Origin of the sequence: Nocardia sp. bgisy134, assembly GCF_965341865.1 — a bacterium.
Classification (GTDB): domain Bacteria; phylum Actinomycetota; class Actinomycetes; order Mycobacteriales; family Mycobacteriaceae; genus Nocardia.
This window is the reverse complement of sequence record NZ_CBDQZP010000010.1, coordinates 1-12,906: the sequence shown is the minus strand read 5'-3', so window position 1 is coordinate 12,906 and position 12,906 is coordinate 1. Positions and strand designations below refer to the sequence as shown.

Below are 12,906 nucleotides of genomic sequence, written 5' to 3'. Positions count from 1 at the left end.
GACTCGCTCGCCGCATCCGGAATGTCACTGCGCGCCAACGCCTCCCGCATCACCGGCAGCACCGTGCTCGACGGCCGCAGCCTGCGGCTCGAGGTGTACTCGGCCGCCATGGACCGGACGATCGAGATCGACGTCCAGCGTGCGGCCGACACCTCGGCGCCACGCCCGACGCTGTACCTGCTCGACGGCGCGGGCGGCGGTCAGGATACGGCCACCTGGCAGCAGCGGACCACCGCGCTGGAGTTCCTCGCCGACAAGAACGTCAACGTCGTCCAGCCGGTCGGTGGGGCGTGGACCTACTACACCGACTGGCGAGCGCCCGATCCCGTGCTCGGAGTCAACAAGTGGCAAACCTTCCTGACCGACGAGCTGCCGCCGTTGATCGATCGCGCGCTGGGCGCGAACGGTACGAATGCCATCGCGGGACTCTCGATGTCGGGAACCTCGGTGCTGCAACTGCCGATCGCCGCGCCGGGACGCTACCGCGCGGTCGCGGCCTACAGCGGCTGCGCTCAGATCAGCGACCCGGTCGGCTACAACTTCGTCAGAACGGTCGTGGCCACCGGCGGCGGTGACACGGCGAACATGCCCTGGGAGGACGCGCTCGTCGCGTCGTGGCCGGTGCTTGCCAAGGGCCTCGACCTTCCCGCCTGACCTCGTTTCAATAGCGAGAAGCTATTGAAACCTAGGTGCTCAGGTTTGTCGGGAATCGGCGCGAATATGTCGACGATGGCGCTACCCATGCCAGGTGAGCGCGCGAATTTCAGACGTGAAGTGAACTGTCATTCGTGCTCCGGGTAACGTATGCGGTAACGACGGGTCGGTGTGGACCGCCCGGTGTGGTCACTAGGAGGTTGGTGTGGAGCGCACACTGTTCGAGCCCGAACACGATCTGTTCCGGGAGTCGTTCCGCAAGTTTCTCGATCAGCACGTCGCGCCGAACCACGCGAAGTGGGAAGAGCAGGGCATCGTCGATCGCGCGGTCTGGCTGGAGGCGGGCAAGCAGGGCTTCCTCGGTATGGCCGTCCCGGAAGAGTACGGCGGCGGCGGGGTGAAGGACTTCCGCTACAACTCGGTCATCACCGAGGAGTGCGTGAAGGGCCAGTACTCCGGCCTCGGCTTCTCGCTGCACAACGACGTCGTCGCGCCGTACCTGCTGGAGCTGGCCAACGACGAGCAGAAGCAGCGGTGGCTGCCCGGGTTCTGTTCCGGCGAGATCATCACCGCCATCGCGATGACCGAGCCCGGCACCGGCTCGGACCTGCAGGGCATCAAGACCCGCGCGGTGCGCGACGGCGACGACTGGATCCTCAACGGCGCCAAGACCTTCATCACCAACGGCATCAACGCCGACATCGTCATCGTCGTCGCCCAGACCGACCCCGAGAAGGGTGCCATGGGCTTCAGCCTGCTGGTGGTCGAGCGCGGCATGGCGGGCTTCGAGCGCGGCCGCAACCTGGACAAGATCGGCCTCAAGGCCCAGGACACCGCCGAGCTCAGCTTCACCGACGTGCGGGTGCCCGGCAAGAACCTGCTCGGCACCGAGGGCATGGGCTTCATCCACCTGATGCACAACCTGCCCCAGGAGCGACTGTCCATCGCCGTCATGGCCGCCTCCGCCATGGAGGCCTCGCTGGAGATGACCTGCCAGTACGTGCGCGACCGGAAGGCGTTCGGCAAGCCGATCGGCGCGCTGCAGAACACCCGCTTCGTGCTCGCCGAACTGGCCACCAAGACCACGGCCGTGCGCATCATGGTCGACCGCTTCATCGACGACCTCAACGCGGGCAAGCTCTCCGCCGAGGATGCCGCCATGGCCAAGTGGTGGAGCACCGAGGAACAGCTCGACCTCATCAACCGCTGCCTGCAGTTGCACGGCGGCTACGGCTACATGAAGGAATACCCGATCGCCAAGGCCTACATGGATGCCCGCATCCAGACCATCTACGGCGGCACCACCGAAATCATGAAGGAGATCATCGGCCGCTCCCTGAACTTGGCCTGATCTCTGCCTTTCGCCTCCGGCCGCACGGAATACCGTGCGGCCGGACCCGTTTCCGGGGCGGACGTGTTCGGCGTGAAGGACGGGCGCACGGCACGGCACGGGGACATCGCGTCGATGTTGCTGGACCGGCTCGATGACGATCGGCTCGGGCTGCGCACGCGCGCCCGCGACTGGACATGGGACGCGGTGGTGCGGGAATCGGCCGCACGCGCGGCACTGGCTCGGGAGTTGCGGCGCGAGGGGCCTTTTCATATCGGCGTGCTGCTGGACAACGTCCCCGACTTCAGCTTCTGGCTGGGCGCTGCCGCGCTGGCGGGCGCCACCGTGGCAGGCATCAATCCGACCCGCGGCACCGCTCAGCTCGAAGACGACATCCGACCCGTGGACTGCCAGATCGTCGTCACCGATACGGCGGGGATGCGTCGCTTGCGCGATCTGGATGTGGGGCTGGAACACGATCGGTTCCTGGTCGTGGACGATCCCGCCTACGCGGAGCTGGTGGAGAAACACCGCACCTAGTAGCGGTGGTCGATCCCGAAACTCTGCGGGACTGCGAAACCGCCGGCTGAACGAACACGGCCGAGTGCTGAACGCGGACGAGGCCATCGGTGAAATCGTGGACAAGGCGGGAAGCCTGGTCTTCGAGGGCGCCGCCGGACGCTTTCCGGGGCGAGCGTTATCCGGCGGGAACGGGCGGGGGATCCGTGGTGCGGAGGAGGTTGGCGACGGAGGTGGGAGTCCAGTGCAGGTCGGCGCCGGGACGGGTGGCGAGGTAGGCGGCGGTGCGGGGGAGCGGCCAGCCGTGTGATTCGGTGATGCCCGCGGCGAGGTGGCGCAGGTAGGCGGGGGCGGGTGGGTTGCCGGGAAGGTCGGTGTGGCGCCAGGGGGCGGTGCAGGTGAGGATCGGGTGGCCGTCGAGAGTGCCCGCGCGGACCAGGGTTTCGTAGCGTCCGGGGCCGAGGGTGGTGCGACCGTCGGCGAGCACCTCGGTCAGGTCGAGATCCTCGCCCGGCGGGCGATACATCTCCTGGGCCACGATGTCGGAGAACTGCGCGGCCGTCAGCAGGTAGGCGCGGACGGCCGTCTCGCCCGCGGCGTCCGGCGCGTAGAAAGCCCGGCCGCCGGTCCAGGTGAGCGATTCGGTGGCGAAGTAGAGCAGGCCGGGCAGCACGAGCGGGCGGGACCGCCGCGGGCCGGAACGGTCGCGGCATCCGGGCAGTTCGATCGCGCCGCCTTCGGGCCTGCCGCCTTCGAGATAGCAGTGCAGGCGGCGGTGATGCATGTTCGAGCCGTAGGCGGCGTACCACACGAGGCACGTCACCCTGCCATTGTCCCTCGTTCCGACGGGCGCCTGCCCGACGACGGCGGGCGCTGAGAGTGGCTCTCGTCACCCGAATACTTCAGAGCCACCCGGTGAGCTGCTGCAAACCCAAGCACGACACGGCGAGTGCCAGCCCGAGCGCCCCGCCGAATATCAGCGGCCGCACGCCCGCGGTGCGCACCCGTTGCCACGAGAGCGACGTCCCGATCGCCGCCAGCACCGCCGCGATCAACCACGCGCTCACCGCGCCCAGCGGCCCCGACCACGATTCGGGCACCAACCCGAATCCGGCGATCACCGAGGCCGCTACGAAGAGCACCACGAACAGCGGCACCACTTGCCATGCCGCGCGGCGGTGGTCGGTCTCGGCCTCGGCTTGCCCGGCGCTGCGTCGCCCAGCGTCAGGTTGGCCGGCGTCGTGCTGCCTGGCGCCGCGTCGCCCACTGCCGGAATTCCCGGTGTCGCGCTGCCCCAGATGCAACCCCACGCACATCGGCACGATCAGCAGACTGCGCACCAGTTTTACGATCACCGCGAACTGCGCCGCCGCGGGCCCGAAGATAGCGCCCGCCGCCAGCACCGACGAGGTGTCGTTGATCGCGGTGCCCGCCCACAGCCCGAACGCCTCCTCGGACATGCCGAGCAGTCGGCCGAGCGGCGGAAAGGCCAGCACCGCAAGGACGTTGAAGACGAAGATGGTGCCGAGCGCGTAGGCGACCCGCTCCCGGTCCGGCTTGATCACCGCGGTCGCCGCCGCGATCGCCGACGCGCCGCAGATCGTCGTCCCCACCGCGACCAGCGTCGCCGACTCCCGATCCAGCGCCAGCATCCTGCCGACCACGACCGCGGCGACCGCGCCCGCCACGACGGTCCCGACCAGCACCACCGCCGTCTGCCGCCCCACGCTCAGCACCGCGCCGAACGGCAGCCCCAGGCCGAGCAGCACGATGGCGAGCCCGAGCACTCGCTGCCTGGTCACCGCGAGCCCCGGCCCGAACACGCCGTCCTCGTCCACCGACCGCCTGCGCGCGAGCCCGACCAGCGCCCCGGCAGCGAGCGCGAACACCGGCGCTCCGATCACGGGCGCGGCCCGGCCGATCAGCGTCGCGGCGGTGGCGAGCCCGGCGACCAGCGCCAGCCCGGGCAGAAGGCGAGGAAAGCAGCACACGCTTTCACCCTCGCGCCGCGCATGTCACCCAGGTAGAGAGCGCTTTCGGAGGACCTCATAAGATCTGCTTATGTCCGTCCACCACGCTCCGGGCCGCCGCCGGGCCCATAATCGGTGCCCATGACGCTGCCGCCGGGAACGCCCGATCTGGATGTTCTCGATCTGCTCGTCTCCGTCGCCGAACTCGGCAGCCTCGGCGCGGCCGCGCGCCGCCATGGCATCAGCCAGCCCGCCGCCAGCATGCGCATCAGCGCGCTGGAACGCAGGTTGCACCTGCGGCTGCTGGACCGTGGGCCGACCGGTTCGGCGCTGACCGAGGCGGGCCGCGCGGTGGTCGATCACGCGCGCCCGGTGCTCGAGGCCGCCCGCTCCTTCGGCGTGGCGGTTGCCGCCCTGCGCGCGGGCAGCGTCCCGCGATTGCGCGTGGCGGCCTCCAAAACCATTGCCGACCATCGGATTCCGCAGTGGTTGCAGGCACTGCGCGGCATCCACCCGGAGGTGACGGTCGCGCTGGAGGTGGCCAACAGCAGCCAGGTCATGGACCTGGTCCGTAGCGAGGCCGCCGATATCGGGTTCGTCGAGGGACCGCATCCGCCCGCGGATCTCGGCAGCCGGGTGCTCGGCACCGACGAACTCGTCGTCGTGGTCGCGCCCGCCCATCCGTGGGCGCGCCGCCGCAGGCCATTGTCGCTGCGGGAACTGACCGCCACGCCACTGCTCTGGCGAGAGCCGGGATCGGGGACCCGCGATGCGGTCTGGGAGGTGCTCGGCGTCCACGGCGAGCCCGCAAGACCTGCCTCGGAACTGGGCTCGGCGGCCACGATCCTCGCCGCCGCCCGCGCGGCGGTGGCGCCCGCGGTGGTCAGCAGACTGATCGCCGCGCCCGAACTCGAGCGCGGGACGCTCGTCCAGGTGCCGCTGACCGATGCCACCGCGCTGACCCGGCAGTTCCGCGCGGTCTGGCGGTCGCGTTTCCCGCCCGCCGGTCCGGCGAAGTTGCTGGCCGAGATCGCCGCGCGCAACGAATCGGACAGCTGAGTCAACTGGTGATACTCGGGAGGGCTCGGGTGTTTTCGCAGGTGGAAGACCTGCGCCGGGATCCGGAACTGGCGTAACCATCCGGTAATCGCCGGAAACGTCGCGCGTAACGATCCGTTTCCAGCATTTGCCGCATGACAGCCAGAACGTATCCCGGCACCGGACGTCGCTCGGCGCCCGCTCGGCGGGTGAGGGACATTCTGCGGGCGCGCATTCGCAGCGGTGTCTACGGCAACCGGCCGTTGCCTTCGGAGAGCCAACTCGCGGCCGACTTCGACACCAGCCGCAATATCGTGCGCGACGCGCTGGCCCTGCTGCGCGACGAGGGACTCGTCGACCGGGTTCCCGGCGCGGGCACGTTCGTGGTGGCCGACAAGGCCGTGCAGGGCCTGGACCGCCTGCGCGGCTTGGCCGAGACCTTCGAGACGGGCAGCGACCGCGTGGTCAACACGGTCCTGCTGGCCGAGCTCGTACCCGCCACCCCGATCGTCGCCGAGCGACTCGAGCTGGAACCCGGCACGCCGGTGGTGGCGCTCGAACGTGTCCGCCATCTCGACGGCGCGCCGCTGTCGTTGGATGCCAGCTACCTCACCGCCGACGTCGGCGCGCCACTGCTGGAGTGCGATCTCACCGGCTGCGACGTCTTCGGCCTGCTGGAGGCGGAACTCGGTCTGCCGCTCGGCTCGGCGGCGGTGTCCATCGAGGCCGTCGCGGCCGACCCGACGGTGGCCGGTCTGCTCGCGGTGCGGCCCGGCTCGCCGCTGCTGTTCCTGGAACGACTCACCTACACCGATTCCGGCCGGCCCATCGACCTCGAGTACGTGCGCTATCGCGGCGACCGGTTCTCGCTGTCCGGCCGGCTGCACCGCATCCCGGTCACACCGAATCGCGGTGCGGCCGAACCGAAGGAAAGGGGCTGATCCGGATGTCGATGGACATTCCACCTGTCGCGGGACGCCGAGAACTGAGCTGCGACGTGCTCGTCGTCGGCGGCGGCACCGCGGGCACCATGGCCGCGCTGACCGCGGCCAGGCACGGCGCCGACGTGCTGCTGCTGGAGAAGGCGCACGTGCGCCACTCCGGGGCGCTGGCGATGGGCATGGACGGCGTCAACAACGCCGTCGTGCCCGGCAAGGCGAGCCCGGAGGACTACGTCGCCGACATCACCGTCGCCAACGACGGCATCGTCAACCAGCGCACCGTCTATCAGACCGCCACCCGCGGCTTCGAGATGGTGCAGCGGCTGGAGGGCTACGGCGTCAAGTTCGAGAAGGACGAGCACGGCGAGTACGCGGTGCGCAAGGTGCACCGATCCGGCAGCTACGTGCTGCCGATGCCGGAGGGCCGCGACGTGAAGAAGGTGCTGTATCGCACCCTGCGCGCCCGCGACGTCCGCGCCAAGGTGACCATCAGCAACCGGGTGATGCCGGTACGGGTGCTCACGGTGGACGGCCGGGCCGTCGGCGCCGTCGGATTCGATACGCGGACAGGCGAATTCGTCACCATTTCGGCGGGCGCGGTGATCCTGGCGACCGGCGCGTGCGGTCGCCTCGGACTGCCCGCCAGCGGCTATCTGTACGGCACCTACGAGAACCCGACCAACGCGGGCGACGGCTACGCGATGGCCTATCATGCGGGCGCGGAGCTCTCCGGCATCGAGTGCTTCCAGATCAACCCGCTCATCAAGGATTACAACGGTCCCGCCTGCGCCTACGTCGCGAATCCGTTCGGCGGCTACCAGGTCAACGCCGAGGGCAACCGGTTCGTCGACTGCGACTACTGGTCCGGGCAGATGATGGCCGAGGTCAAGCGGGAACTCGACAGCGCGCGCGGCCCGATCTACCTCAAGCTGAGCCACTTGCCCGACGCGACGATCCAAGAGATCGAGGGCATTCTGCACACCACCGAGCGCCCGACCCGCGGGACCTTCCACGCGGGTCGCGGCACCGACTACCGCACCAGCGACATCGAGATGCACATCTCCGAGATCGGTTTGTGCAGCGGACATTCCGCGTCCGGCGTGTGGGTCGACGAGCACGCGGCCACCACCGTGCCGGGTCTGTACGCGGCGGGGGACATGGCCTTGGTGCCGCACAACTACATGATCGGCGCCTTCGTCTACGGTGACATCGCGGGGGAGAGCGCGAGCGAATACGCTCGCGGCGCGGCGCGACCCGGGCTGCCGGAGGATCAGATCGAGGCGGCGCACGCGCTGATCTACCGTCCGCTGGGCAATCCGGACGGTCCGCCGCAGCAGCAGGTCGAATACAAACTGCGCCGCTTCGTCAACGACTACCTGCAACCCCCGAAGACACAGAGCTACCTCACCCTCGGCCTGGCGGCGTTCGAGCGGATGCACGCCGACATCTCCCAGATGAGCGGGCACACCCCGCACGAGCTGATGCGGTGCGCCGAGGTGACATTCATCCGTGACTGCGCGGAGATGGCGGCGCGGGCGTCGTTGCGGCGCACCGAAAGTCGATGGGGGCTCTACCATCAGCGCTCCGACTGGCCCGCGCGCGACGACGCGGAATGGTTCTGCCACCTCAACCTCTATCGCGGCGAGTCCGGCGACATGCGGTTCCTGACCCGTCCGGTGGCGCCCTACATCGTTCCGGTGCCCGGCTTCACGCGGCCCGACGGCGTTCCCGACGTCGCGGCGCCGGAGCTGGTCGGCGCGTGGAGCGCCCGATGAGCGCCCGGCTGCTCGAGCTGATGGACCTCGCCGACGAGTGTCCGCAGCTGTCCGAGCTGAGGCCGTTCCTGACCGACGCCGATCCGGAGGTGCGCCGCACCGCGCTCTCGGTGCTCAGCGAGACCACCGAAGAGTGGGCGGAATCCTCGCCGCTGGTCGCGGCGGGCCTGTCCGATCCGGATGTGTCCGTGCGCCACGCCGCCATCGGTCTGCTCACCGAGTTGCTCGAAGTCCTGGTCGCGGGAACGGAATTCGACGCGGCCCTGCATGTCGCGGTGACGGCGCAGGAACCCGCGGTGCGCGCCGCCGCGATCGAGGCGCTGTGGCGGCACCGCCGCACCGACGCCGCGGAACTGTCCAGCTGGTTCGCCGACGCCAACGCCGAGGTGCGCCGCACCGTGGTGGCCGGTTTCACCTCGGTGGACGCGCTCGTCGAACTCGATGCCGCGGCCGCCGACCCGGCGCCGAACGTCCGCATCGCGGTCGCGAAAGGCGTTGCCGCGGTGGGCGATCCGCGCGGCGCGGCGACCCTGATCCGGCTGGCGGGCGACCAGGACCCGTTGGTTCGGGCCGCCGCGCTGACCGCGCTCGCCCGGACCGGCTGCGGCGACGACGCCGCGGCCGTCGCGGCGGCCGCCCTGGACGATCCCGCCTGGCAGGTGCGCCAAGGCGCGGCGATCGCACTGGCCGTCGCCGACCCCGATCTCGCCGCGCCGCGGCTGATCTCGGCCGTCACCGACGGCAATCTCGACGTCCGCAAAGCCGCCGTGCGCGGTCTGGCCGAGCGGATCGCCGAACGACCGGAGGTCACCGCCGCCCTCCGCACCGCACTCGAGGACCCGGACGCCGATGTCCGCGCCTTCGCACGCATCGGCATAGCCAACTCCGGAAAGGAACTCTGATGGCCCAGGTCAACACCCGTATCGACGTCCCAGTCACCGTCGACGAGGCCAAGTGCATCGACGGCTGCACACTCTGCGTCGACATGTGCCCGCTCGACTCGCTCGCGATCCACTCCGACACCGGCAAGGCGTACATGCACGTCGACGAGTGCTGGTACTGCGGACCGTGCGCCGCGCGCTGCCCGGTCGGGGCGGTCACCGTGAACATCCCCTATCTGCTGCGCTGAATCCGGGCGGAGGAACACACGATGAGGACACCATCCACCCGGCTCACGGCCCTGCTGCTCGGCGCCGTCACCGCGACCACACTGCTCACGGGCTGCGGCTCCGGCGGCGACGACAACACGATCACCGTCGACATCGGCTACCAATCCAAGACCATCAACACCGTCACGGCGGGCACGTTGCTGCGCGACCGCGGCGCCTTCGAGGCCAAGCTGGCCGAACTCGGCAAGGCCAAGGGCGTGCGCTACCGCGTGGAGTGGAAGGACTTCGCCTCCGGCCCGCCGCTGACCGCGCAGATGCTCGCCGGTCAGGTGGACATCGGCTCGATGGGCGATGCCCCGATCCTGGTGAACGGCTCCAAGACCCGCGACCATCCCGACGTCGCCTCGGAGCTGATCGCGGTCACCGGCTACAATCTGCGCGGTTCGCTGAATCAGGTGGTGGTTCCGGTGAATTCGCCAGCCGCCACGCTCGCCGACCTGCGCGGCAAAGTGGTCTCGACCAGCGTCGGCTCGGCCGCGCACGGCATGCTCGCCACCGGCCTGTCCGCCGCGGGGATGAGCCTCGACGACGTGAAACTGCTCGGCCAGGATCCGCCCGTCGGCGCCTCGGCGCTGCAAGGCGATCAGGTCGCCGCGCTGGCGCAGTTCGTGCCGTGGCCACAGAAGCTGGTGTTCGACGGCAAGGCCCGGCTGCTCTACGACGGCGGCAGCGCGAACATCCCGACGTTCCACGCCGTGGTGTCCACCAAGCGATTCGGCGTCGAGCACCCGGAGGTCGTCGAGGCGTTCCTGGCCGCGCAGCGTGAAACGACCGACTATCTCAATCGCAACCCGCTGGCCGCGGCGCAGCGCGTCGCCGAGATCACAGGCATACCGGCCGAGGTCGTCTACCTGTACAACGGGCCGCACGGTCTGGTCAGCTTCGACCCGACCATCAAGCAGCCGCTCGTCGACGGGCTGGGCAGGCTCCTGCCGTTCCTGAAAAGCCTTGGCGCGCTGGCCGATCTGAACTTGGACGAGTTCGTCGAGGACAAGTATCTGCGCGCGCTCTACGGCGCCGACTACGACGCCGAGCGCGCCGACATCGCCCCGCCCAGCCCGTTGACCGGCGTCGACCCGGTCTGCGGAGGGACGTTGGACGATCCGGCCACCGCCTCGGAGGTGTGGTTCGCCGGACAGGACAGCACCTCGGTCGCGAGGACGCCGAGCTGTCTGCTGCGCCAGATCGCCGAGCGCGGCGGCGAGGTCCGCGCCGCCTATGTGCCCGACGCCGCGACCGGCATCCGGATCTTCGCCGCCACCGCCACCTGGGTCAGCGATCCGGCGGGCGCGCCCGAGCAGCGGCTCCGGCCGTTCGCCGTCGCGGCCGATGCCGAGCGCTACGCGGGCGCCCATCCGGGCAGCACGGTCCTGGACTACCGCGCCGCACTCCAGGCGCGCTGATCCGCACCACTTTTCGAGATCGAGGAGGTCAACCATGACGGTATCCGCGGAGCCGATTTCCGCCGCACCCGCCGCGTCCACCGAAACCGTGACCACGACCCGCCCGCGCAGCGGGCAATCCCTCCGAAACCCCGTGCCGCCCAAGCTTCGTGCCGCACTGCTCACCGCGGTGCCGCTGGCCGCGCTCGTGCTGCTCTGGTACCTGCTGACCACCAACCAGGTGGTGTTCTGGCTGCGCTTCGACAAGGTCCCGACACCCGGCGCGGTGTTCGAGTCCTTCCGCGCGCAGCTGGGCACCGGGTCGTACTACAGCAACATCCTCGCCAGCACCCGGCGCATCCTGGTCGGCTTCGGCCTCGCCACCGTCGCGGGCGTGCTGATCGGCATGGCCATCGGCCGGTCGGCGCTGGTCAGCGCGCTGGTACGACCGGTCGTCGAGGTGTTCCGCCCGATTCCCGCGATCGCGCTGGTACCGCTCGCCATCCTGCTGTTCCCCACCGGCGAGCAGGGCATCGTGTTCATCACGTTCTTCGCCGCGTTCTTCCCGGTGACGGTCAGCACCATCCACGCCATGCACGCCCTGCCCAAGGTGTGGGAGGAAGCGGCCCGCACGCTCGGAGCACGCCGCGGGACCATCCTGTTCCAGATCGCGCTGCCCGGTGCGTTGCCCGGCATCTTCTCCGGGCTCTCGGTCGCCATGGGCGTCGCGTGGATCTGCGTCATCAGCGCCGAGATGATCTCCGGCCAGTTCGGCATCGGTTACTTCACCTGGCAGTCCTACGGTCTGCTCGACTATCCGAGCGTGGTGGTCGGCATGCTCTCCATCGGCGTGCTCGGCTGGGCCACCGCCTTCCTTGTCGAACTGGTCGGCCGCCGGGTCAACCGCTGGCTGCCGAGGGCCGTCCGATGAGCGCCGGAGCGGCCGTGCGCCTGACCGGTCTGCGCATCGCCTACGGCGAAAGCCTCGCCGCGGAAGTCGATCTCGCGGTCGATCCGGGAGAGATCGTGGTGTTGCTCGGGCCGTCGGGCTGCGGCAAGTCCACCATCCTGCGAGCCATGGCGGGACTGCTCCCGCCGATCGGCGGCACCGTCGCGGTGGACGGCGCCACCGTCGGTGCGGCGGCCGACCAGTGCGCCATGGTGTTCCAGGAGGATGCGTTGCTGCCCTGGCGCTCGGCACGCAAGAACGTCGAATTCGCGCTGAAATTGCGGGGCGTGCCGCGCGGGCGACGCCGTGCCGAAGCGCTCGACCTGTTGGACCAGGTCGGTCTCGCGGGTTACGGCGACCACCTGCCCGGCGCGCTGTCCGGCGGCATGCGTCAGCGGGTGCAGCTGGCCCGCACATTGGCCGCGCAGCCGCGGGTGCTGCTGATGGACGAGCCGTTCGGCGCACTGGACGCCCAGACGCGCGCGGACATGCAGCGGTTGCTGATCTCGGTGTGGCAGCGGCACAAGACCACCGTCCTGTTCGTCACCCACGATGTGGACGAGGCGCTGCTGCTCGCCGACCGCGTCGTCTTGCTGACGCCGCGGCCCGCCCGCATCCAGCGCGTCATCGAGATCGAACACCCGAGGGCGCCCGGCGCCCGGTTCGAACCCGAATTCGCCCGCAGGCGTTACGAAATCCTGGCCGCGCTCGGCGAGACCGCCGACGCGGCGATCGAAGTGAGGAGCGCGTCATGACCTTCGTGATCGGCGCCGCCTGTGTCGACGTCATGGACCGGGCGTGCGTGGAGGAATGCCCCGTGGATTGCATCTACACCGGAGGGCGGATGGCCTACATCCATCCCACCGAATGCGTGGATTGTGGTGCGTGCGAGCCGGTCTGCCCGGTCGAGGCAATCTATCTCGACGCCGACATCCCGGAGGGGCAACGGGCTTTCGTGGCCGAGAACGCCCGGTTCTTCGACCAGCCGCTGCCCGGCCACGACGCCGCGCTCGGCTCTCCCGGCAGCGCCGCGAAGATCGGGGAGCTCGGGGTCGACACGCCGTACGTGGCGGAGTATCGGTCGTGAGCGCGCCGCAACGTCCGCTCCGCATTGCGATCGTGGGCGCCGGACCGGCCGGGATCTACGCCGCCGACGCGTTGATGAAGTCCGATGCCGAC

10 protein-coding genes and 3 pseudogenes are annotated in these 12,906 nt (G+C 69.8%); 11 read left to right on the top strand and 2 right to left on the bottom strand.

Annotated features, from left to right (window positions below; translation table 11 throughout):
- Positions 1-21: 21 nt before the first annotated feature.
- The 3 genes and pseudogenes from ACRWNM_RS18555 to ACRWNM_RS18545 form a co-directional block, all read left to right on the top strand.
- Positions 22-618: pseudogene (locus ACRWNM_RS18555) on the top strand (alpha/beta hydrolase); the annotation flags it as partial.
- A gap of 241 nt (positions 619-859) precedes the next feature.
- The gene (locus ACRWNM_RS18550; protein ID WP_431969134.1) at positions 860-2,005 is read left to right on the top strand and encodes an acyl-CoA dehydrogenase family protein; all 1,146 of its coding nucleotides are present in this window, start codon (positions 860-862) and stop codon (positions 2,003-2,005) included.
- Between the two features lie 114 nt (positions 2,006-2,119).
- A pseudogene (locus ACRWNM_RS18545) lies at positions 2,120-2,518 on the top strand (acyl-CoA synthetase); the annotation flags it as partial.
- Positions 2,519-2,681: 163 nt separating this feature from the next.
- On the opposite strand, the gene ACRWNM_RS18540 reads toward ACRWNM_RS18545, so the two are convergent.
- Complete coding sequence (locus ACRWNM_RS18540; protein ID WP_431969132.1) at positions 2,682-3,326, bottom strand: histone deacetylase; 645 nt, start codon at positions 3,324-3,326, stop codon at positions 2,682-2,684.
- Between the two features lie 79 nt (positions 3,327-3,405).
- The gene (locus ACRWNM_RS18535) at positions 3,406-4,494 is read right to left on the bottom strand and encodes a YeiH family protein (RefSeq protein ID WP_431969130.1); all 1,089 of its coding nucleotides are present in this window, start codon (positions 4,492-4,494) and stop codon (positions 3,406-3,408) included.
- 120 nt (positions 4,495-4,614) lie between these two features.
- Between ACRWNM_RS18535 and ACRWNM_RS18530 the strand changes: the two genes are divergently transcribed.
- The 8 genes and pseudogenes from ACRWNM_RS18530 (at position 4,615) to fdxA (ending at position 12,814) form a co-directional block, all read left to right on the top strand.
- Positions 4,615-5,532, top strand: coding sequence for a LysR substrate-binding domain-containing protein (locus ACRWNM_RS18530; protein WP_431969128.1), 918 nt, complete (start codon positions 4,615-4,617; stop codon positions 5,530-5,532).
- 134 nt (positions 5,533-5,666) lie between these two features.
- Positions 5,667-6,452 carry a GntR family transcriptional regulator gene (locus tag ACRWNM_RS18525; protein ID WP_431969126.1) on the top strand — a complete coding sequence of 262 codons (786 nt, stop codon included), beginning with the start codon at positions 5,667-5,669 and terminating at the stop codon, positions 6,450-6,452.
- A gap of 11 nt (positions 6,453-6,463) precedes the next feature.
- Positions 6,464-9,129, top strand: a pseudogene (locus ACRWNM_RS18520) (fumarate reductase/succinate dehydrogenase flavoprotein subunit).
- Positions 9,129-9,356, top strand: coding sequence for a 4Fe-4S dicluster domain-containing protein (locus ACRWNM_RS18515; RefSeq protein ID WP_431969124.1), 228 nt, complete (start codon positions 9,129-9,131; stop codon positions 9,354-9,356). Before ACRWNM_RS18520 ends, ACRWNM_RS18515 begins: the two are co-directional and overlap by 1 nt.
- Positions 9,357-9,377: 21 nt before the next feature.
- On the top strand, positions 9,378-10,799 hold the full coding sequence (locus tag ACRWNM_RS18510; RefSeq protein ID WP_431969122.1) for an ABC transporter substrate-binding protein: 1,422 nt from the start codon (positions 9,378-9,380) through the stop codon (positions 10,797-10,799).
- Between the two features lie 34 nt (positions 10,800-10,833).
- Entirely contained in the window at positions 10,834-11,709 is an 876-nt protein-coding gene (locus ACRWNM_RS18505; protein ID WP_431969120.1) for an ABC transporter permease, read from the top strand.
- The gene (locus ACRWNM_RS18500; protein ID WP_431969118.1) at positions 11,706-12,482 is read left to right on the top strand and encodes an ABC transporter ATP-binding protein; all 777 of its coding nucleotides are present in this window, start codon (positions 11,706-11,708) and stop codon (positions 12,480-12,482) included. Before ACRWNM_RS18505 ends, ACRWNM_RS18500 begins: the two co-directional genes overlap by 4 nt.
- On the top strand, positions 12,479-12,814 hold the full coding sequence (gene fdxA / locus ACRWNM_RS18495) for a ferredoxin (protein ID WP_431969116.1): 336 nt from the start codon (positions 12,479-12,481) through the stop codon (positions 12,812-12,814). The genes ACRWNM_RS18500 and fdxA overlap by 4 nt, the downstream gene beginning before the upstream one ends.
- Positions 12,815-12,906: the final 92 nt, after the last annotated feature.